The 20,919-nt window shown below is 71.1% G+C and carries 15 protein-coding genes and 1 tRNA gene; 8 read left to right on the plus strand and 8 right to left on the minus strand.

Going from position 1 to position 20,919, the window contains the following annotated elements; translation table 11 throughout:
* The first annotated feature begins 433 nt into the window (after positions 1–433).
* Together M4J07_RS05465 and M4J07_RS05470 are read left to right on the plus strand one after the other, a co-directional pair.
* Positions 434–1,411 carry a TauD/TfdA dioxygenase family protein gene (locus M4J07_RS05465; protein ID WP_255967790.1) on the plus strand — a complete coding sequence of 326 codons (978 nt, stop codon included), beginning with the start codon at positions 434–436 and terminating at the stop codon, positions 1,409–1,411.
* Positions 1,408–2,850, plus strand: a complete 1,443-nt coding sequence (locus M4J07_RS05470; RefSeq protein WP_255967792.1) for a sulfatase-like hydrolase/transferase — start codon at positions 1,408–1,410, stop codon at positions 2,848–2,850. The genes M4J07_RS05465 and M4J07_RS05470 overlap by 4 nt, the downstream gene beginning before the upstream one ends.
* A 482-nt stretch (positions 2,851–3,332) precedes the next feature.
* Here M4J07_RS05470 and M4J07_RS05475 read toward each other — a convergent pair whose 3' ends face one another.
* On the minus strand, positions 3,333–4,439 hold the full coding sequence (locus M4J07_RS05475) for an acyltransferase family protein (RefSeq protein WP_255967921.1): 1,107 nt from the start codon (positions 4,437–4,439) through the stop codon (positions 3,333–3,335).
* A gap of 68 nt (positions 4,440–4,507) precedes the next feature.
* Positions 4,508–7,147, minus strand: coding sequence for a bifunctional polysaccharide deacetylase/glycosyltransferase family 2 protein (locus M4J07_RS05480; protein WP_255967794.1), 2,640 nt, complete (start codon positions 7,145–7,147; stop codon positions 4,508–4,510).
* A 350-nt stretch (positions 7,148–7,497) separates the two neighbouring features.
* On the opposite strand from M4J07_RS05480, the gene M4J07_RS05485 reads away from it, so the two are divergent.
* Positions 7,498–8,514, plus strand: a complete 1,017-nt coding sequence (locus tag M4J07_RS05485; protein WP_255967923.1) for a hydrolase — start codon at positions 7,498–7,500, stop codon at positions 8,512–8,514.
* A 55-nt stretch (positions 8,515–8,569) separates the two neighbouring features.
* Here the strand turns inward: M4J07_RS05485 and M4J07_RS05490 are convergent, their stop codons facing one another.
* From M4J07_RS05490 to M4J07_RS05500, 3 genes are all read right to left on the minus strand, one after another.
* Positions 8,570–9,226 (minus strand): hypothetical protein, encoded by a 657-nt coding sequence (locus M4J07_RS05490; RefSeq protein WP_255967796.1) that lies wholly within the window; start codon positions 9,224–9,226, stop codon positions 8,570–8,572.
* 102 nt (positions 9,227–9,328) lie between these two features.
* Positions 9,329–12,979: a CHAT domain-containing protein gene (locus M4J07_RS05495; protein WP_255967798.1), complete on the minus strand. Its 3,651-nt coding sequence runs from the start codon at positions 12,977–12,979 to the stop codon at positions 9,329–9,331.
* Positions 12,980–13,179: 200 nt separating this feature from the next.
* A complete protein-coding gene (locus M4J07_RS05500; protein ID WP_255967800.1) occupies positions 13,180–13,869 on the minus strand; it encodes a TetR/AcrR family transcriptional regulator in 690 nt (229 codons plus the stop codon).
* A gap of 97 nt (positions 13,870–13,966) precedes the next feature.
* Between M4J07_RS05500 and M4J07_RS05505 the strand changes: the two genes are divergently transcribed.
* On the plus strand, positions 13,967–14,884 hold the full coding sequence (locus M4J07_RS05505; RefSeq protein WP_255967808.1) for an SDR family oxidoreductase: 918 nt from the start codon (positions 13,967–13,969) through the stop codon (positions 14,882–14,884).
* Between the two features lie 58 nt (positions 14,885–14,942).
* Here the strand turns inward: M4J07_RS05505 and M4J07_RS05510 are convergent, their stop codons facing one another.
* A complete protein-coding gene (locus M4J07_RS05510; RefSeq protein WP_255967809.1) occupies positions 14,943–15,557 on the minus strand; it encodes a TetR/AcrR family transcriptional regulator in 615 nt (204 codons plus the stop codon).
* Between the two features lie 159 nt (positions 15,558–15,716).
* Between M4J07_RS05510 and M4J07_RS05515 the strand changes: the two genes are divergently transcribed.
* Both M4J07_RS05515 and M4J07_RS05520 read left to right on the plus strand, forming a co-directional pair.
* Entirely contained in the window at positions 15,717–16,292 is a 576-nt protein-coding gene (locus tag M4J07_RS05515; RefSeq protein ID WP_255967811.1) for a hypothetical protein, read from the plus strand.
* A 167-nt stretch (positions 16,293–16,459) separates the two neighbouring features.
* Positions 16,460–16,534: transfer RNA gene (locus M4J07_RS05520), tRNA-Trp, on the plus strand.
* Positions 16,535–16,575: 41 nt separating this feature from the next.
* Here M4J07_RS05520 and M4J07_RS05525 read toward each other — a convergent pair.
* Together M4J07_RS05525 and M4J07_RS05530 are read right to left on the minus strand one after the other, a co-directional pair.
* Positions 16,576–17,574 carry a GDP-mannose 4,6-dehydratase gene (locus M4J07_RS05525; RefSeq protein WP_255967813.1) on the minus strand — a complete coding sequence of 333 codons (999 nt, stop codon included), beginning with the start codon at positions 17,572–17,574 and terminating at the stop codon, positions 16,576–16,578.
* Positions 17,571–18,728: a UDP-N-acetylglucosamine--N-acetylmuramyl-(pentapeptide) pyrophosphoryl-undecaprenol N-acetylglucosamine transferase gene (locus tag M4J07_RS05530; protein ID WP_255967815.1), complete on the minus strand. Its 1,158-nt coding sequence runs from the start codon at positions 18,726–18,728 to the stop codon at positions 17,571–17,573. The genes M4J07_RS05525 and M4J07_RS05530 overlap by 4 nt, the downstream gene beginning before the upstream one ends.
* A 65-nt stretch (positions 18,729–18,793) precedes the next feature.
* On the opposite strand from M4J07_RS05530, the gene M4J07_RS05535 reads away from it, so the two are divergent.
* Positions 18,794–19,510 carry a response regulator transcription factor gene (locus M4J07_RS05535; protein WP_255967817.1) on the plus strand — a complete coding sequence of 239 codons (717 nt, stop codon included), beginning with the start codon at positions 18,794–18,796 and terminating at the stop codon, positions 19,508–19,510.
* Positions 19,507–20,880 (plus strand): sensor histidine kinase, encoded by a 1,374-nt coding sequence (locus M4J07_RS05540; RefSeq protein ID WP_255967819.1) that lies wholly within the window; start codon positions 19,507–19,509, stop codon positions 20,878–20,880. Before M4J07_RS05535 ends, M4J07_RS05540 begins: the two co-directional genes overlap by 4 nt.
* Positions 20,881–20,919 lie beyond the last annotated feature (39 nt).

Below are 20,919 nucleotides of genomic sequence, written 5' to 3' on the forward strand. Positions count from 1 at the left end.
CCTGGCTGACGGCGGGGCGGGGCGGCTGAGCGGTCACGCAGCCTACGCGTCCCCGGCGGGCCACGGGCCGCCAACATTGCGGCGCCGTGAATTCACCGGACCACCGACGCGCAGCCCTCCGGCCGGCAACTCCCCAGCTCAGCTACCTCGTTGACGTCGCAACCGGCCGTCGGAGCCGGTCTGGTCGACGGTTGACGCTGTCCCGCACCGATTGCCACGCTCCGACCCATGCCCATGACGACGTGTCCCCGCCCCGTCTGTCCCTGAGTCGCTCCAGCCGGCTCCCAAGGGCGCGGGACCGCGTCCTTCAGCGGCTCCCCCGCACACGTCGGCGGCATCCACTCCATCAGCGCTCCCGCCACCGCGGACAACGCGTACACGAATTGCTTCCCCTCAGAAACGAATCGGTACCGACCCTCGAAAGGGCACCTCCATGACCACCACCGCACCCACCCACACCTCCCTCACGGTCACCAAACTCGGCGGCCGGCTGGGCGCCGTCATCGAAGGCGTCCGCCTCGGCGGGGATCTCTCCCCCGAAACCGTCACCGAGATCCGCACCACCCTCCTCGCCCACAAGGTCGTCTTCTTCCGCGGCCAGGACCACCTCGACACCGACTCCCACGAGGCGTTCGGCCGCCTGCTGGGCACCCCGGTCGCCCATCCCACCGTCCCGTCCGCGGACGGCCGCTACTCGTTCCCCATCAACTCGGACTACGGCGGCCGCGCCAACCAGTGGCACAGCGACGTGACGTTCGTCCCGGCCTACCCCGCGTTCTCGATCCTGCACGCCCGCACGATCCCGCCGTACGGCGGCAACACCCTGTGGGCCAACACCGCGACGGCGTACGAGAACCTGCCGGAACCGCTGCGGACCCTCGCCGAGGGCCTGCGCGCCGTGCACTCCAACGACTACGACTACGCGGCCCTGCGCCCCGACGCCGTACCGGAGCAGCTCGCCCGCTTCCGCGACGTCTTCGCCAAGATCAAGTTCCTGACCGAGCACCCCGTCGTCCGCGTCCACCCCGAGACCGGTGAGCGCACGCTGCTCCTCGGCAACTTCGTGCAGCGGATCCAGGGGCTCACGGGGCGCGACTCCCGCGACCTCCTGGAGCTGTTCCAGCGGCACGTCGAGCGCCCCGAGAACACCGTCCGCTGGCAGTGGCGCGTCGGCGACGTCGCCATCTGGGACAACCGCGCCACCCAGCACTACGGCGTCGACGACTCCGACGACCACGAGCGCAAGCTGGCCCGGGTCACCATCGACGGGGATGTACCGGTCGGCGTCGACGGCCGTACGTCCACGCTCCTGTCCCCGGAGTCGGTGCCCGAGCCGGAGCACGGCATCGCGTCCGGCGCCTCCACCGCGGCGACCGGCACCCCGACGACCGTCCCGACGGCCGCCGCGTGAGCCCCGCCGCCCCGCGCCGCCCGAACGTCGTCGTCATCCTCACCGACCAGCAGCGGTGGGACACGACCGGCGTGCACGGCGGACCCACCGGACTGACGCCACAGTTCGACCGGATCGCCCGCGAAGGCACCCTCATCGAGCAGGCGATCACGCCCAACCCGGTCTGCGCGCCCGCCCGTTCGGCGCTGCAGACGGGCCGCTGGCCGACCGCCGCCGGAGTGCACCGCAACGGGCTGCCGCTGCCCGCCGACCTGCCCACGCTCGCGGGCTCGTTCGCGGCGGCCGGTTACGCGACCGGCTACATCGGCAAGTGGCATCTGGCCGGAGCGCCGAACGGGCCTGGCCCGGTTCCGGCGAGGGCGCGGGGCGGCTACCAGGAGTGGCTCGCGTCCGAGGCCCTCGAATTCACCTCGGACGCGTACCACACCGTCCTGTACGACACGTCGGACCGGCCGGTGCGGCTGCCCGGCTACCGCTCCGACGCACTGATCGACGCGGCGATCCGGTTCCTCGCCGACCACTACGACCGTCCCTTCCTCCTGTTCGTCTCGCTCATCGAACCGCACCACCAGAACGCCACCGACGACTACCCCGCACCGGACGGCAACACGGCGCACCAGCAAGCCAGTTGGCTGCCGCCCGATCTCGCGGCGCTCAGTCCGTCCGCACCCCAGGGCGGCGCCCACCGGCACCTGGCCGGATACCTGGGCCAGATCAAGCGGGTGGACGAGGGCGTCGGCCGGCTCCGCGACGCCCTGCGCAGTCTCGGCCTCACGGACGACACGGTCCTCGCGTGGACAGCCGACCACGGCTCGCACTTCCGCACCCGCAACGGCGAGTACAAGCGCTCGGGCCACGACGCCTCGGTCCGGGTACCGCTCGCCCTGACGGGCCCCGGGTTCACCGGCGGCGGACTGGTCCGGCATCCGGTCAGCACGGCGGACCTCATGCCCACGCTCCTCGACGCGGCAGGTGTCGAAGTGCCGCCCGGCGTCCAGGGCCGCTCCTTCCTGCCGCTCACCGGCGGCGGCACGGACCCCGGCCGACGACCCGAGGTCCTCGTCCAGATCAGCGAGGACCAGGTGGCCAGGGCCGTGCGCACGGACCGCTGGAAGTACGTCGTCACGGCGCCGGACGCCGATCCGTGGCACGACGCGGCGGCCGTCCACTACGTCGAGACCGAGCTGTACGACCTGGCCGCGGACCCGTACGAACTCGACAACCTCGCGGGTCTCACCTCGCACCGGCCGGTGGCCGACTCTCTCCGCGAGGCTCTCCTGACCTGGCTCGAACGGGTCGGCGAGAAGCCCCCGACGGTGACTGCGGCCGCGCCGCGCGACCCGGGACAGCGCGCCGTCGAACCCCTGTCACCCGAGCTGCCCTGGGACGACCTGCCCTTCGCCCATCAACGCGACACGCCAGCCACCAGCACCGCATGACCTGTAGGGGGCGGCCCGGGTCCATGGCTCGGGGTGCAACTGAGCCCCTCCCCCGGGTGTCTGTCGTGTCCTCAGATCCCCGGGGAAAGGGCCGTCTGGCCCGCCACGCCCCTTGCAGGGGGAGCCCGTGAACAGAGCCGGGGCGCGGCGGGAGCCATGCAAGGCGGTCAGCAGGGTCTGGGCCAACCGCCTGTTGTCGGTTACTACCGGCCGTGGCCCGTCCATGGATGCACCGCCCTCAAAACAATCCGCGGCCGCCCGGAACATGGGGTTCCTGTGAGCACGACGAAACCATGTCGTGGACACCGTCAACCAGGCCGCCTCTTGGCAGAACGTGGCATTTCCTGCGTCGTTACAGCAGACGTACGGCCGTGAACCCCGTGAGGCCGGTCCTCACTCGGGTGCACACCACGGCAGTGCTCCCCTCAGATCGGGTCCCGCCGTTCCGCGCAAGCGGCGGCGGGACCCGCTCTTGTACGGGTTCAGGCCCCGGTCGTGGCCTTCGTCCCCGCCCCGGGCAGCAGCCGCGGCCGTCGCCCGGCCGCGACGTCCTCGACCCAGCCGAACAAGGGCACCGCGATCGCGATCAGAACCCATCCGACGGCGAACAGGAACCACTGGCTCTCCAGCGGCAGCCATCTCTCGAAGGCCGGCACGTTCCAGAACTGGTCGATCACGGGGACGGCGAGGATCAGAGCGATCTCGTGCCAGAGGTAGATCGTGACGGCGCGGGCGTTGAAGACGGTGACGACGCGGTCGAGGCGCCGGTGCCGGGCCAGCCGGGCGAAGTCGATGCGCCGGGCGACCTTCGCGTACATCAGCAGCGTCACGAACCCGGCCGACCACAGGGCCTGCGCAAGGGGCACGTCGTCCAGGTCGTACGTGCCGTACTCGCCCTGGTGACCGAACGCGTACCAGCCGCCTACGGCCAGCGCCGACAGCGACAGCAGAACCACCGGTCGCGCCCTCCACTTCGCCAAGAGCCCGTCGCGGTGCGCGAATCCGAGCAACCAGCAGAACAGGAAGATCGAGAAGTCACAGATCGCGGCGCCCAGTCGGCCACCCGCGCCCGGGTAGGGCAGCGTGCCCGTCTCGAAGAGCGTGATCGGTACGAGCGACAGCAGCAGGACGGGTACGGGAGCGCGCCGGAACACGCGCAGCAGGAGCGGTGACAGCAGGACGAACCACAGGTAGCAGCGCAGGTACCAGAGGATCTCCCAGGCCTGCGCGGCCCACGAGTTGCCCGGCGGGTCGCCCAGCGGCACCACCCAGAGGACCAGCCTCCAGTCGGGCATCCACCCGTGGATCAGCATCGCCAGGACCACGACGCTCCCCCACGCCCAGAACGGCACGAGCAGCCGTCGCACCCGGCTGCGGATCACGGACAGCGCGGGCCGCCGCAGGGACCGGGCCATCAGCGACCCGGCGAGCGCGAACATCACGCCCATGGACGGGAAGACCAGGCCCGCCCAGGCCCATCCGAAGGTGTGGTACGCGACGACACGGATCAGCGCGACGGCCCGCAGGGTGTCGAAGTAGCGGTCACGGCCACGCAGCGCCAGTTGCCGGGTCGGCTCGTCCCGCGGCACGGGTCGGTAGAGGTGGGCGCACGGGTTGGGGTCCCGCGCCGGTTGGCCGTACGGAGCGTGCGGCGTGCTCACCGGCCACCCCCCGTCCCCGCCGTCGCGCGAGGCGTGCCGACCTCGCCGGTGCGCTTGAGCTTCTGCCAGCGCAGGCGGCCGCCGGTCAGGGCGGTGACGCAGGAGTGGATGAGGACGAGGTACATCATCTGCCGGTACGCGAGCTGCTGGAGGGGCAGCATCAGCAGGTACCGGTACTTCTCGCCGTCGAGGCGGAACGCGTAGGCGGCGCAGACCAGTTGGACACCGAGGACGGCCAGCCAGGCGAGCAGGGACGCCCGGAAGTCGATGAAGACCATCGAGTAGACGGTGAAGACGTCGATGAGCGGGGCGAAGACCGGCGTCACGATCTGGAAGAGAACCACCAGCGGCATGCCGATCCGCCCGAAGCGACCCGACGGTCCGCTGTCCACCAGAGACCGGCGGTGCTTCCACAGCGCCTGCATCGTGCCGTACGACCAGCGGTACCGCTGCGACCACAGCTGCCGGAACGAGCCGGGAGCCTCCGTCCAGGCCCGCGCGCGCTCCTCGTACACGACCCGCCGGCCCGCCCGGTGTAGTGCGATGGTGATGTCCGTGTCCTCGGCGAGGGTGTCCTCGCTCATCCCGCCGACCGCGAGCACGTCGTCGCGTCGGAACGCGCCGATGGCACCCGGGATGGTGGGCATGCAGCGCAGCAGGTCGTACATGCGGCGGTCGAGGTTGAAGCCCATCACGTACTCGATGTGCTGCCACGCGCCGATCAGGGTGTTGCGGTTGCCGACCTTGGCGTTGCCGGCGACGGCGCCGACCTGTGGGTCGGCGAAGGGCTGTACGAGTCGGGCCACCGTGTCCGGTTCGAAGACGGTGTCGCCGTCCATCATCACGACGAGGTCGTAACGGGCGTGGCGCACACCGTTGTTGAGCGCGGCGGGCTTTCCGGCGTTCTCCTGGCGCACGACGCGGACGTTCGGGTGGCCGAGGCCCTCGACGATGTCCGCCGTGCCGTCGGACGACCCGTCGTCCACGACGATGATCTCGATGGGGTGGGTGCTCGCGGCAAGGGAGTCGACCGTGTTGGCGATGCACTCGCGCTCGTTGTACGCGGGCACGATCACGCTCACCGGCCGGACGACCGGTGACCCCCAGCCGAAGCTGCGTTTATTGCGTTGCCGGTAGTGCCGGCGGGCCAGGACGAGCATGAGCGCGAACCGGCCCATGACGGCGAACCCGACCACTGCCAGGAGGACGGCGAGCACGGGCATCGTCCACTCGGCGACCGTGACCGCGGCCACGAGGGACCGCCCGAGCCAGAGGGTGGAGCCGCTCGCCTCGTGCAGGGCGGACTGCTCGTCGGCCACCGAGTTCGCGGCGGGTGCGGTGCTCGTGTCGGCGGCCGCACCATGTCCCACGCCACGAGCCTGCCCCTGAGCCGGCTGCTCCTGCTTCCTGTTCATGGACTGGGCGCCACTGACGGTGGTGAAGGTGTAGCCCTTGGCCTTCATCTTCTTGATGTACTCGGGCAACGCGGCCAGCGTCTGGTCACGGTTGCCGCCCGCGTCGTGGAAGAGCACAGAGGCACCCTTGGTGCCCTTGGGCGTGGCCGTCCGCACGATGCTGGCGACGCCCGGCTGCTTCCAGTCGTCGCTGTCGGTGTCGATGAAGACACTCGTGTACCCGAGCTTGGCGATCTTCCTGTAGACGGGCCAGCTGTAGTTGTCGATGGCGTCGGTCTCGGCCGAGTACGGGGCGCGGAACAGGGTCGTCGTGACCCCCGCGGCACCCGCGATCGCCAACTGGGTCTGCTTGAGCTCCCGTTGCACGCGACCGTACGACTGGTAGGAGAGGTCCACGTGCGAGAACGTGTGGATGCCGATCTCATGGCCGTCGTCGACCATGTCCTGGACCAGGTCCGGGTAGCGGGCGGCCATCGATCCGACGAGGAAGAACGTGCCGGGCACGTCGTTGTTCCGCAGGATCTTGAGGACCTTCGCGGTGTACTCGGGGTTCGGGCCGTCGTCGAAGGTGAGCACGATGGTCTTGTCCGGGACGGACTCGGCGTCGATCGTCCCGTTGCGGGAGGAGAAGATCGGCCCGGCGTCGAGGATCTTCTCGGGCACCTTGTCATAGGCGGCGTCGGTGCGGACCCGCTTGTCGTTGAACACTTCGCCGCGTACGTACCCGTCGAGCATCATCGCGCAGGTCAGGGCCATCAACAGGGTCAACGCCATGAGGATGCGGGGGCGTTGGAGGGCCGCGGCGCGGCGGCTCGCGCGGGCGATGCGGCTCGGGGAGGCGTGCCGCCTGCCTTGCGGCCCGGCGGGCAGGCCGGAGGGCGGAGTACCGGACGGGATCGCGCTCGCCGCTCCGGTGGGGGCCGCGCCGGGCGCCGGACCGCCTCCATCGCCGGGGGCGCCGCCCGGTACTCCCGCCTGGGACCCGCCGAAGGGCAGGAGGTCCGACGAGCTGAGCGGGATGCCCACGCCCATGAACGCCAGAGCGAGCAGCACCACGTACCCCGCGCACGTGGCACCGAGGACGAGACCCAGGCGGCGCAGCAGCCGCGCCCTGCGGCCTGAGGAGTCGACGAACACGGGCCCCGCGTCCGGGGTCTTGCCGCGTTTGCGACGGCGCCCGCGCGCTGCGGCGCGGGTTTCGAAAGCAGGCTCGGAATTCATTCGAGGGAGCGTACGGCGGCCTTATGTGACGCATGCTGAGCGCTTTTTATGAGCAGGCCATGAACCTCTCAGGCACCTTTCGGTCGCCTATGAATTGCGGGCGTGCGGCCTTGAGGTCACCACCGACACCACGCCCACTTTGCACCTCAATGCGCGGTAAAGAACCCCACCTCAACCCCCTACCCTGTGCTCAGCCTTGCTATTGCCCGTGCATTACGGTCACAGCCGCTTGTGCGAGATTCCTTTCGACGGAAGGCCGCTTGTAACGAGGCTGCGACATACGAGAGACAAGAGGGACGAGCTCAGTGCCGACGAAGCTGAAGAACACCGCAGAAACACTGACACTGCCCCTGACTCCGACCCTGACCCTGGCACTGACATTGGCGCTGCTTCTGCTCGCGGCCACGGGGTGCTCCCGTTCGTCCGGCGCGCAGACGTCAGCGCCCTCCGCCACTTCGCCGACGGCGACGCACGCCGGCCGGGCCGAGCAGTCCACTGCGTACGCCCCTTACGTCAGCGCTTCGACGGCCCACACCACGGACGCCGCCGGGTCCCCGTCCGCGTACAACCTCGCCTTCGTCGTCGCGGACGGCGACACCTGCACCCCCACCTGGGGCGGTCACACGGCGATCGGCAACGCGACGGTCAAGTCCCGTATAGCCGAACTGAGTTCCTCGGACTCGACGGTCCGCGTCTCCTTCGGCGGGGCCACCGACAAGGAACTCGCCACCACCTGCGACAGCGCCGCCGGCCTCGCGGCCGCGTACGCGACGGCACTCGACGCCGCGGGCGGCGCGACCCACGCCGACTTCGACATCGAGGGCGACACCTTGACCGACTCCGCCTCCGTCACCCTCCGCGCCAAGGCGATCGCCCTGCTGCAGAAGGAGCGCGACCTCGACGTCACCTTCACCCTGCCGGTCATGCCGGCCGGGCTGGACGCGGACAGCCTCGCCCTCCTCGAAGCAGCCAACAATCAGGGCGTGCAGGTCTCCACCGTGAATCTGATGACGATGAACTACGGCGAGTCCTACGACGGCGACATGGGCGGGTACGCGATCACCGCGGCCAAGGCCGCCCATGCCCAGCTGACGAAGGTCTTCGGCTCCTCAGCGGCGGCCACTTGGCAGGCGATGGCGCTCACCTCGATGCTCGGCGTGAACGACGTCGACGGCGAGACCTTCACCCTGTCCGACGCGGCCCAGGTCCGCGCCTTCGCCGAGGAGAAGAGCATCGCGTGGGTGTCGGCGTGGGCGACCTTCCGCGACGTGCAGTGCGAAGAGGGGACCTCGACGGACGACGCGGCAACGAACTGCAGCGGCGTGACCCAGAGCGCGGGCGCCTACGCGAAGGCGTTCTCCGGCTGACTTTTAGCGCGGTCGGCTCCGCATCACCCGGCGCTCCGCCTTGCGCGCCGAGAGGTCAGACGACGGCCTGGCTCTCCATGAGTTCGAACGGCCCGTACGCGTGCTCCACCCGCTTGGTCGTCCACAGCCTCCGCGAGGTCTCCACCGTCGCCGACACCGCCAGCACAGCGCTCAACGGACCCGGCGGCCCGTCCCAGCGGACGACCGAGAGGAACTCCCAAGTGCCGTGGAGTCCCTCCGCCGAGCGGTCCGGCGCCTGCAGCACCCAGTCCGCGCCGAGTTCGCCCCACAGCCCCACCACCGCCGCGCGGCTGCGTCGCGCCGTGACCGTGCGCCCGACCCGGCCCACTCCCACCTGCCCGAGCGATCCGAGAGTCAGTTGCGGCTGCAGGGCGACGTCGGTCGCGACCTCGTCGTGCGTCTCCTCGCGTGCGGGGTGGATGCTGTGCACTCGCGGGGGTCCACTCCCCTCTCGGCCGTCGAGCCGTACGGAGAAGACGATCTCGCGGACACAGCCGTCGGCCGGGCGGCGCAGCGAGAAGGGGAACCGCAGGAGCCGGAAGGTGACGCCCGCGTCCAGTTGGGCCCTGACGATCGGATCCACCGACGGGTGGTCGCGCAGACCGTCGAGGGAGATGCAGTCGAACACCGAACGGGGCAGCTCGATCTGCGGCCTGCCGGCGATCGCGGGCAGCGTGGCCGGCCCCCGCACACCGCTTCCTTCGTCAGCAGGTTCCAGCCAGAGGTGAACGGCATCCGGCCGCCACTCGGGAAAGGCGGTCTGTGCGCCGATCTCTTCCAGGGACATTGCCTGTCACGCTCCCACAGCTACGAACGGTCCCCAGTAATAGGGGTGTGCGGTGTCCGGTGCGGCGCGCAGTTCGAGCGCCGCGCCTTGCAGGGCCCCCGGTACATCGGTGCCGTGCTGCACCCGGGAGTAGTAGCTCCTCATCAGACGGCGCGTCGTAGCGGAGTCGACCTTCCACTGGCTGGCGACGACCTGGCCTGCGCCGGCCACCAGGAAGGCCCGGACGAGCCCTTCGCCCTCATCGGTCGGTCCCAGGTCCCGGCGGTTGGACTCGCATCCGCTGAGGACGACCACGGCACCGTTGAGCCTCATCCGGGAGATCACCGTGCGCGCGGACAGTACTTCGGTCCCCTCCTGTGTGCCGTCGGACAGGAGCAGGCCGGAGCCGAGCGGATCGTCCGGGTCGAAGAATCCGTGCGCGGCGATGTGCAGGGTGGACAGGGTGGGCGCCAGTTCCGTGATGCGGTCGATCCTCGCGTCCGTACCAGTGGCGACGCGTTCTGCTGCCGCGTCCAGGAGCGCCGCGGCCTCGTGGGCCTCCTGGAGGAACTCGTCCTGCTCCGCGGCCGAGTCCGTCCCGGAGTGGGCGAGCACGAGGGCGTTTCCTTCGTCGGGGCGGCGGTTGTCGAGGCGTCGCCCCAGCACCAGCCCCGGCAGGTAGTGGACGGGGGCGATCTCGGTCAGCGATCGGCCGTCGAGCCCTGCCACCGGAAGGACGTGCAACGGCAGTTCGTGGAGCAGGCCGTGCGGGACGAGGACGGTGGCGGTCGCCTGTGCGAGGCGCGGGCACCAGGCCCGTGGCACCAGGGCGTCGGTGAGGTTCGCCCAGGCCGGCGAGAGCGGCTGGCCGGGGCTCGTGGGGCGGCGCCAGATGTCTGCCGCGGCCAGCCTGGAGTACGACTCCAGATCCGCCCACGACAGAGGTGACTTCTCGGCCAGTACCTGCCCGTCGTCGAAGAGGGCGAAGGCGATGCAGGCGTCACGCATCGAGAACCAGGACAGGAGCACCGTGCCGGGTGCGAGAGAGTCCCTGAGTTCGAGGAGTTCTTCCAGGGTCGGTGCGTCCCCCGTGCGCAGGCGGGCCAACTCGGGCGAGATCCGGGCGAGTTCCCGGTGGATGTCCACCAGGGTCTGCTCCGCCACGAGCGTGTCCACCCGGTCCTCCTGCGTGGGGCGTTCCCGCAGCCTGGCGAGCCGGGACCGCGCCTGCTCCTCTCGGCGGGCCAGGTCCGCGGGCACGAAGTCGGGCAGCGGGCCCGTTCCGCCGACCTCCGCCAGGAATCCGCGTCCCCGGCCGCGCTCGGAAGCGAGCAGCGCGTCAGCGAAACGGTGCTGGGCGAAGCGGTCCTCCACCAATCGCTCGCAGGCCCAGAACATCCTGACGAACTCCTCGCGGCAGTCCTCGACCGAGCCCGATCGTACGAGTGCGTCCGAGGAGTCCATCGCGACCTGGCAGCTGCTGGTGCGCTCGGCCCGGAACCCCGCGCGGCGGCCCAGCGTCGGATCTGCCGCTTCGAGCGCCGCGAGGGTGTCGTACATGCCGCGGGCGGCATTGCGGGCTGTCGTGGCCGGGAAACGGATGTCCGAGGGTCCGAGCACTTCCCCGAAGGCGGCCCTGGCCTGTTCCAGAAGGTCCCCGTCGAAGGGCTGCAGCCTGCTCAGTTCCAGCAGTGTCGTCCCGAGGTTGACGCACGCGCCGGAGAAGGTCAGGGAGAGGATCTTGGACCGGGAGAGCTCCACCAGTCGCGACAGGGCCTGCCGCGCCTGTTCGAGATTGTGCAGCCGATCGCCGTCGGTCCGGTCCAGATATGCCTTTCCGAGGAAGGCGAGCGCCAGCAGCTCGGACTCGCCGTCGCCGTGGGCCGCCGCCTGCTCGGCCATTCTCTTCATGTCCGGGTACGGTTCGTCGGAATCCGGCTCGGCATGGCCCAGGTGCCAACTGACGATGACCTGTTTGGTGCCCAGTGGTCCGTCCGCCCCGCAGGGGGCGGCGGCGCAGGCCGCCTCCGGTCCCACTTCCCGGCACTGCCGCAGGACGTCCAGGTGCGTCTGCAGGCGACTGCGGCGCATCGGGTTCGGTGTTTCCATCCCCTGCTCCACCAGCCGCAGTACCTCATCGCTGAGCAAGTAGGCAGGGTGCGCCTGCAGGAGGGCCAGGCTTTCGCGCCAGGTCCCCACCTGCACGAACCGGTCGATCAGATCCGAGGAGTACTCGGCCGGGAGCCGGGCGAACCCCATGTCCACGCCCTCGTCACGACATGCCTCGACCAGTCGCCGCAGCGCTTCGCCCTTCTCCGGCGGGACGTACAAGGGCTCCGGCTGCTGGGCGAGGCCCGGCAGCATCCGCCTCAGCTCCTCGCTCTCCAAGGTCTTCCGCTCGGACTCGTAGTAGCGCTTGCGTTCCAGCCAGGTAGCGCTGCCGAGGAACTCCTTGGCGATCTTGACCTGCCGGTTCCGCTGAGTCTGTTCGGCGGTGAACTCGGCGATCGCCATCTGCGTGCCCTGCTCCAGGGCCCGTCGGACCAGCCCGGCCAGCGCCTCGATCGCTCCGCCACCCCGTCCTTGCCGCTGCTCCCGCTCCAGCACCGCGCCGACCTCCACCAGCACCTCCCGCGAAGCCGAACCGAGCAGCTCCCCCAGCTCCGCGACCTTCCTCGTCCGGCGCATCCGCTCGACCAGCATCTCCGCCTCGTCCACGGGTGAGGCGTCCAGGCGCCGCTGGACCTCCGCCAACACGCGGGCGCGGTCGACCAGTTCAGGGTCGTCCGGTACCCCTGCCCCACGGCTCAGCTCAAGGGAACGCGCCACGTGGTGCAGTGCGCCCCGGAAGTCCCCACGCCCGGCGAGCAGCCCGCTCATCAACTGGTGCGAGCGCGCCTGACCGATGGCGTCCCCCGCCTCGGCCCGGAGTTCCAGGGCGTCGCGCAGCAGCGGCTCTGCTGCGTCGAGGCGCTTCTGCCCCATGAGGAGTGCGGCGAGATTGCTCAGGACGCTCCCCTGGACCCGGGGGTTGCCGCGGGCCAGTTCGAAGGCCTCGTGGTAGCGCTGCTCGGCTTCGGCCGTGCGCCCGGAGCCCTTCAGCGCGTTGGCGAGGTTGAGCAGCGCGTCCGCGTGGCGTTGTGGCGGAAGGAAAGCCAGGGCACGGGAGTGTGCGGTGACCGCCTCGTCGTAGCGGGCCAGGGAGTTCAGTGCCGCCCCCCGGTTCAGTTCCAGCACACCGTGGAGTTCGTCGTTGTCGACGTGGTGCGCGTTCGCGTCGGCGAGCCGGAACCGGTCGAGTGCCTCTTCGTAGCGGTTCGACTCGACCATCACCACACCCTCGTTGAGGTGCAGTTGGAAGCAGGCGGATGGATCGCTTCCCGGGGGTGGCGCTTCCCCCTCGTCGACGACTTCCGCCGCTTCCGCGAGCCGTTGGTCGACGGTCAGGGCCGCGATCCACAGCGCCCTGGCGTACACGCGCCGGTCGCGGTCGCCGCCGTCGACCGCGTCCTGCCGGATGGTGTACTGCGCCAGATAGGCCGTCTCGGCGCCGAGCTGGTGCGCCCAGCAGTCCCAGGCCAGTTGAAACAGCAGGGCGGGGTCCGCGTCCCCGCCCGCCCGGTGGATGCGGAAGACTTCCTCCCGCAGCCGGTGCACTTCCCCCGTACCTTCAGGCACAGCGATACCCCCGTATGCCGGAATCTCTGCGTGCGGTCAGTGTGACGCAGAGATCGACCGCTCGGGTTCCACATGGCGATAGTGTCTCAACATCCGCACCTGTAGCCCCTGTTCAAGGACGCCCGCCGTCCCGTGGAGACGCGCGGGCCAGGGCCCCGCCGACCGGCGCGTCGTCCGGGCATCGCCTGTCAGGAGCAGGCTCAGGCCGAAGGTTCCTGCCGGGCGAGCAGGCCCGAGGTGGTGACTGCCGTCGTCCGGCGGACCAGGTCGGTGAAGTCCAGGCGCATGCTCGCCAGTTCCGGGTCCGTGGCGTAGGCGGCGAGCATGGCGTCCGACGGGCGGGTGCACTGCCAGGCCGTCATGGCCATCAGCAGGGTCGATTCCACGAGTGCGACAGCGCCCTGTGCGCCGAGTTCGGGTACGTGGCGCAGCACGATCCGGATCAGGGACCGCAGGGCGTCCCGGGCCGCGCGCTTGTGCCGGATGGCGATCTCGGTGGAGATGTTGTGCTCCAGGACCGCGCCCTGGGCGCTGAGCAGGTCGCACAGGACCGGCCGGCGCGCCATGGAGGTGGCCAGCGTGTCGGCCAGCCGGTCTCCGCGTTCCCGTGCCGTACCGCCGTCGCCGCCGCCGTCGCCGTCGTCGACCCGCAACGTCTCCAGTTCGGTGATCCAGTCCCGGATCTCGGCGTCGAGGAGGTCGAGGAGCACCGCTTCGCGCGATTCGAAGTAGCGCAGCACGTTGGCCTTGGCCAGGCCGACGCGTCGGCTCAGCTCGTTCAGGCTCAGCTTCGCGACCGGCATCTCCCTGAGCATCGCGGCCGCGGTGTCCAGGATCTGACGCCGCCGCTGACTGCGTTGTTCGTCGGTGCGAGCGCGCTGGAAGGTCACGCAGCCATATTACAGACTGGCGGTACTTTGATAAGCGACCGGTGGTACGTTACCGTGGAACGAGACAAGATACCGCCAGTACTTAAAGAGGTTCGCCATGTATCAGGTCCCTGACCAGCACGGAAAGCTCGCTGTCGTCACCGGCGCGAACAGCGGCACGGGCAAGGAGGCCGCCAAGCGGCTGGCCGGAGCCGGAGCCCATGTCGTCCTCGCCGTGCGCACCCCGGCCAAGGGCGAGCAGGCCCGCGCCGACATCCTCGCCGCGCACCCCGGCGCCCAGGTCGAGGTCCGCCGCCTCGACCTGGCCGACCTGACCTCGGTCCGCTCGTTCGCCGACGGCCTCGTCGCCGAGGGCCGGCCGCTCGACCTGCTCCTGAACAACGCCGGAGTCATGAACGTGCCCCAGCGCACGGAGACCGCCGACGGCTTCGAACTCCAGCTGGGCAGCAACTTCCTCGGGCCGTTCGCCCTCACCGTGCAGCTCCTGCCCCTGCTGCTCGCCGCGCCCGCCCCGCGGGTGGCCACCATGAGCAGCGGCACCGCGAACCGGGCCCGCATCGACTTCGACGACCTGCAGTCCACCCGCGCCTACAGCCCCACGCGCGCCTACGCCCAGTCGAAACTCGCCGACATGCTGATGATGCTGCACCTGTCCGACCTCGCCGCCGACCGCGGCTGGCCCCTGCTGTCGGCCGGCGCGCACCCCGGCTACACCCGCACCAACCTCATGACGTCCGGCCCGACCCTGAACGGCGGCCGCCCCGGCCTCCTCGAGTCGGTCCTCTACAAGATCGTGCCGTCCCAGGGTCCGGAGCAGGGCGCGGAACCCCTGCTCTACGCGGCGACCAGCCCCGACACCACGCCCGGCGGCTACTACGGCCCGCGCTGGGCCATGGTCGGCCCGACCAAGACCGTCCCCGCGCCTCGCAGTGCCCGGGACAAGTCCGTCGCGGCCCGCCTGTGGGCAGAGGCCGAGCGCCTCACCGGCGCCGCAGCGCCGAGCCGGGTCAGCTGACGAAAGACTGCGGACGACAACGGCTTGAGCACCAAGCCGACACCCTCACCCCGCACGCTCAGCCGACCGGCGCCGCCGCCTCCACCCGGCTCCGCACGATGCCTTCGATCCCCCGCAGGAACGTCCCGGAGATCAGCGCCGGGTCGAACAGGCAGCCCGCCGCCATGGCACCGTCCCTCAGCATGACCAGGTGGCGCCCATCGGCGTCCGCGGGAGCGTCACCGATGCGCGCCAGCAGCTCCGTGACGGTGTCGAGGAACCACTGCCGGTGCCGCAGTACGGCCCGGTGGACCGGATGGGCCGGATCCGGATACTCGGACACCGCGTTGAGGAACGCGCACCCCCGGAACCCCTCGGACTGGATGCCGTCGGTGATCGCCCTCGCGACGGCCCGCACCGCGTCGACCGCCGACCCGGCGTCCGCCAGGACGCCGGAGATCTGCCCGCGCATCATCCGGTCGGCGTGGTCGAGGTAGGCCAGGACGAGGTCTTCCTTGCCGGAGAAGTGCCGGTAGAGCGTCGCGCGGGTCACCTGCGCCTCGGCGATGATCCGGTCGACGCCCACGGAGTGGATGCCCTCCGCGTAGAAGATCCGGGTCGCCGTGCCGACCAGCCGCGTGCGCGCTTCCGAGGTCTTGCCGCCGCTGCCGTTACTGGGGGTGGTCCGCGCCATGACCCCACTCTACGCAATGCGAGGGAGAACGTTCGGTCTTGACGGGGAGCGACTCGGCGGCGCATCATCTTAGAGAGACAGAACGTTCTCCCTAGCAAGGGTTGCGACGGTTGCGTGCTGCCGAGCCGGATCCTCGCCCCACCCCAGGAAGGCACTCCCATGGACACCGTCATCGACCCCGTCTCCACCACGCCCGGCGCTGCGGCACCCCTGCGCAAGCTGTACTTCCTGCGCTTCGCGTTCGCCGTGGTGTGGGCCGGGCTCCTCTTCGCGAGCGCCTCGGAACTGGGCCCGCTGAGCGTGACCTTGCTGGTGATCTACCCGCTGTTCGACGTGGCGGCGGCGATCGTCGACGTACGGTCCGCCAGGGCGAACGGGGGCCCGCTCCAGGGCCTGTACCTGAACATCGCGCTGAGCACGCTGACCGGCATCGGCCTGGCCCTCGCCGCCACCTCCGGCACATCCGCCGTCCTGCGGGTCTGGGGCGCCTGGGCCATCACGGCAGGGCTCGTCCAGCTCGTCGTCGGTGCTCTCCGTCGCGGGCTGGGCGGCCAGTGGGCGATGATCGCCAGCGGCGCCATCTCCACGCTCGCCGGCGCCTCGTTCATCGCCCAGGCCGGCGGCGACAACGCCTCGCTGAGCAGCCTCGCGGGCTACGCCTTCCTCGGCGGCGTCTTCTTCCTGGTCTCCGCGCTCCGCATGACGCGCACCGCGAAGACCGCAGTGGCCGCCTGAAGCGCGCCACCACGCACCGCGGCCCGATCGGCACTTCCGCCGACCGGGCCGCGCCCGTCGAACCGCCACGGACATCCCGTCCCGCCACGGGAGTTGTACTGACGGGACATCATCGCCCAGGCGCGAGGGGCAGCGCGTGCGGGTGTCGGCGGGTAACCTCATGGGTGGCGGGTGTAGCGCAGCGGTCGACGCGCGCGGTCTCCAAAATCGCGAGGACGCCGGTTCGAATCCGGCCATCCGCCGTATCCGAACCGACGTCACGCAGATGGAAGTTGAGTCTCCGTCAGACCTGGTAGCGGTCCGGGGCGAAGAGGTTCAAGTGCGCCGCCACCCACTCCGACGTCTGCTTGAGACCGTCCTCCAGCGACACCTGCGGCTCCCAGCCCGTCCACTCCCGCGCCCGCGTGTTGTCCGACAGCAGCCTGTGGACCTCACTGCCCGAGGGGCGCAGCCGGGACGGGTCCGCCACCAGCTGCGCGTCGCGCCCGGAGGCGGCGATCAGCGCGAGGGCCAGGTCGCCGATCGAGATCTCCCGGCCGGTGCCGAGGTTGAGGACCTGGCCCAGGGCCCGGTCGCAGTCGGCGGCGGCCATGAAGCCGCGCGCTGTGTCGGTCACGTAGGTGAAGTCGCGCGTCGGTGTGAGGGAGCCGAGCTTGATCTCCCGTGCGCCCGCGTGCAGTTGGGCCAGGATGGTCGGGATGACGGCCCGCGCCGACTGCCGGGGTCCGTAGGTGTTGAAGGGCCGCACCACGGTCACCGGCAACTCGAAGGCGTGCCAGTGGGACAGTGCCGTCATGTCCGCGCCGATCTTGGAGGCGGAGTACGGGGACTGCGGCTGCAGCGGGTGGGACTCGTCGATCGGGGCCGTGCGCGCGGTGCCGTAGACCTCGCTGGTCGACGTGTGAACCATGCGGCGCACCGCATGGCGGCGGCAGGCCTCCGCCACGTTCTCCGTACCGACCACGTTCGTCTGCACGTACGCGCCCGGTGAGTCGTACGAGTACGGGATGCCGATCAGCGCCGCGAGGTGGAAGACCGTGTCGCAGCCCTCGACGGCGTCCGACACCCGGCCGGGGTCACGGACGTCGCCCGCGAGGAGCTGAACACGGGGGTCGTCGAGCAGATGGGCCAGATGGCCCTTCTCGGCGTACGGCTTGTAGTGGACGAAGGCCCGCACGTCCGCGCCTTGCGCGAGGAGCAGGTCGACCAGCGTCGAGCCGATGAACCCCTCCGCTCCGGTGACGAGAACGGTGCGGCCTGCCCAGTTGGACGTGGTGCTCATGAGTACTGCAACTCCCTCTGTTTTCCTGCGAGTTCGATGACGTGACGGGCCAGGAGGTCGGCTGCCCTGGCGTGCGGTCCTGCGGGCGCCGCTGCCGACATGGCCGCGAGTCGCACCGGATCGGCGAGCAGGGGTTCGGCGAGGGCGGCGAGCGTCTCCGCGGTGGTGTCCGCGTCGGCGAGCAGCAGCCCGGCCCCCGCGTCGGACAGCACCCGGGCGTTGTGGGTCTGGTGGTCGCCGGGCGCGTGCGGATAGGGGACGAGGACCGCGGGCACCCCCGTGGTGGCGAGTTCGGCGACCGTCGCGGACCCGGCCCGGCACACCACCAGGTCGGCGGCGGCGTAGGCGAGGTCCATCCGGTCGAGATAGGGGACGGCGACGGCCGGGGTGCCGAGGAGGCGGCGGCGTGTGTCCGCCAGGGCGGCCGGGCCCGTCTTGATGAGCAGGTGCACGTCGTCACGTCCGCGCCAGCGTGCCGCCAGGCCCACCGACGCCTCGGTGAGGCGTGCCGCGCCCAGACTGCCGCCGTTGACGAGGACGAGCCGGGCGCCGTCGGGAACGCCGAGTGCGGCCCGCGCCGACGCCCGCAGGGCCGTCCTGTCGAGGGTGGCGAGGGACGCCGCGATCGGCATGCCCGTCGTCAACGCCCCGTCCCCGCCCGGGAGATGGGCACGGCTGCGGTCGAAGGCGACCGCGATGTGCGGGGTGAGGCGCGCGGCGAACCGGTTGGCCCGGCCGGGGACCGCGTTGGACTCGTGGATGAGGCTGGGCAGGCCGGCCATGCGGGCACCGACGATGGCGGGGGCGCTGGGGTAGCCGCCCATGCCGACGGCGATGTGTGCGCCCTGCTCGCGCAGGATGGCCCGGCACTGTGCGCCGGACTTCATCAGCGCCGCCGGAAGCAGATAGCGGCGGGCCCCGAGCGCGGGATCGAAGGGGATCATGTCGACGGTGTGCAGCCGGTACCCGGCCTGCGGTATCAGCCGGGTCTCCAGACCGCGTTCGGTGCCGACGAACGAGATCACCGCAGCCGGGACGGCCCGGCGCAGCGCGTCGGCGAGGGCGAGGCCCGGATAGATGTGGCCGCCGGTGCCGCCCGCGCCGATGACGACGGACAGCGGTGTTCGCGAGGCGGTTCGTAGGACGCTTCTCATGGCAGGAGAGCGTCACGGAGTGGTCTAAGAGACTTTTAAGAGCCGGGTTTGGCAGCCTTTGTGCCATGACAACAGGAAGTGCGCAGGACGAGGCGGCCCGGATCCTGGTCGTGGACGACGACCCGGACGTCCGCTCGGCGGTCGCGGACGCGCTGACCGTCGAGGGCTACCGGGTCACGGCCGCGGCCGACGGGCAGCAGGCACTGTCCGCACTGGCCCGCTCGGAGCCGGACGCGGTGGTCCTCGACGTGATGATGCCGGTCCTCGACGGACTCGCGGTCTGCCGCCGGATGCGCGCCATAGGAGACCGCACCCCCGTCCTCGTCCTCACCGCACTGGACTCGGTGACCGAGCGCGTGGACGGCCTGGACGCGGGGGCCGACGACTACCTGGTGAAACCGTTCGCGCTGGACGAGCTGGCGGCCCGGGTGCGGGCCCTGCTGCGCCGCGCCGCTCCCGGGCCGGAAGCCGGCGGCTCCCCCACCACCCTCACGTACGGCGATCTGGTCCTGGACCCGGCGACGCGGACGGGGCAGCGCGCCGGGCGCCCCCTCGACTTCAGCCGCACCGAGTTCGCGGTCCTGGAGGTCCTCGTGCGCAACGCCGGACAGGTGCTGCCGCGCGGCGTCATCCAGGAAGCCGTGTGGGGCCGCGACTTCGGTCCCGACTCCAACTCCCTCGCCGTGTACGTGGGTTATCTGCGGCGCAAGCTGGAGACGCCCGGCGAGGCACGCCTCGTGCACACCGTCCACGGTGTCGGCTACCGGCTCGGCACGCCGTGAACCGCCTACCACTGCGGACCCGCCTCGCGCTGCTCGCCTGCGCCACCGTCGCGCTGATCACCCTGGGCGTGTGCGCCGCCGCGTACGCCGTCATCCGCTACGAGCTCGGCCACCAGCTCGACCTCCAGCTGACCCAGGCCGCGACCCTGGCCACCCAGCAGAACCGCGACGAGCCGCCCGGCGTGCTGGCCGCCGAGTGCCGCTATCTCGCCGCCCCCGCCTGCGCCCAGCTCGTCCCGGCCGACGCGGCCGACGATCCCCCGCAGCCGTATCTGCTGCCCGTCACGGACACCACCCGCGAGGTCGCCGCGGGCAGCCACGCCCCGTACTACACGAACCTCACCCTCCAAGGACACGCGGTACGGATGCTCACCACCCCGTACACGGCGGGCCAGGACAAGGCGCTCCAGGTGGCGCTGCGCTCGGACACCACGACGAAGTCGCTGCGGCAGGCGACCGTGATGCTCGCCGTGATCAGCACGGCAGGCGTCGCGCTCGCCCTGGCCGGCGGGTACTGGGTGGCACGTCGCGGCCTCGCCCCGGTCGAACACCTCACGGCCACGGCGGAGCAGATCGCGGCGACGCACGACGCCCGGCTGCGCATCGACCTGCCGCAGGGCCGACGCGACGAAGTCACCCGCCTGACAGCCTCGTTCAACACGATGCTGGGCGAACTGGAGGACTCGGTGACGGCCCGCCGCCGCCTCGTCGCGGACGCCTCCCACGAGCTCCGCACACCGCTCACCGCGCTGCGCACCAACGCCGAGCTCCTCGCCCGCGCCGAACGCCTGACCCCCGCCCAGCGCGACCGCGCCTCCACGGCACTGCGCCGCCAGATCCACGAGGTCACCTCCCTCGTCAACGACCTGATCGAGCTGGCCCGCGACGAGGAGCCCCAGGCGCTGGTCGAGGACGTGGCGCTCGCCCCCCTGGTCACGCACGCGGTGGAAGCGGCGCGGGCCCACTGGCCCCAGGTCGGCTTCACCCTGACCGTGGCCCCGCAGGCGATGACGACGACGCTCCCCGGGGTCCCGTCCCGTCTCTCCCGGCTCCTGGCCAACCTCCTCGGCAACGCGGCGAAGTTCAGCCCGCCCGGCGCGAACGTCGAAGTCGCCCTGTCCACCCGGGACGTGACGGTCCGCGATCACGGCCCGGGCATCGCCCCCGAGGACCTCCCCCACGTCTTCGACCGCTTCTACCGCGCCGAGGCATCCCGCGCGCTGCCCGGATCGGGCCTGGGCCTGGCGATGGCCCGCCAGATCGCCCAGGCCCACGGGGCCCGCCTCACGGCGGAGGCGGCGCCGGGCGGCGGGGCACTGTTCCGGCTCGCCTTCCCCGAGGAGGACACGACGTCGGCCGGACGGCTCTGAACCACTTCCACCGGCGTGAGCAGGAGCAGCGGAGTGCCC

Source organism: Streptomyces longispororuber, assembly GCF_024448165.1.
Classification (GTDB): Bacteria; Actinomycetota; Actinomycetes; order Streptomycetales; family Streptomycetaceae; genus Streptomyces; species Streptomyces longispororuber_A.

Coding starts and splice junctions, on each gene's coding strand:
- M4J07_RS05535 (WP_255967817.1), top strand. CDS start 18,794: ATGACAACAGGAAGTGCGCAGGACGAGGCGGCCCGGATCCTGGTCGTG.
- M4J07_RS05510 (WP_255967809.1), bottom strand. CDS start 15,557: ATGGCGCGGACCACCCCCAGTAACGGCAGCGGCGGCAAGACCTCGGAA.
- M4J07_RS05530 (WP_255967815.1), bottom strand. CDS start 18,728: ATGAGAAGCGTCCTACGAACCGCCTCGCGAACACCGCTGTCCGTCGTC.
- M4J07_RS05480 (WP_255967794.1), bottom strand. CDS start 7,147: ATGAATTCCGAGCCTGCTTTCGAAACCCGCGCCGCAGCGCGCGGGCGC.
- M4J07_RS05525 (WP_255967813.1), bottom strand. CDS start 17,574: ATGAGCACCACGTCCAACTGGGCAGGCCGCACCGTTCTCGTCACCGGA.
- M4J07_RS05515 (WP_255967811.1), top strand. CDS start 15,717: ATGGACACCGTCATCGACCCCGTCTCCACCACGCCCGGCGCTGCGGCA.
- M4J07_RS05465 (WP_255967790.1), top strand. CDS start 434: ATGACCACCACCGCACCCACCCACACCTCCCTCACGGTCACCAAACTC.
- M4J07_RS05505 (WP_255967808.1), top strand. CDS start 13,967: ATGTATCAGGTCCCTGACCAGCACGGAAAGCTCGCTGTCGTCACCGGC.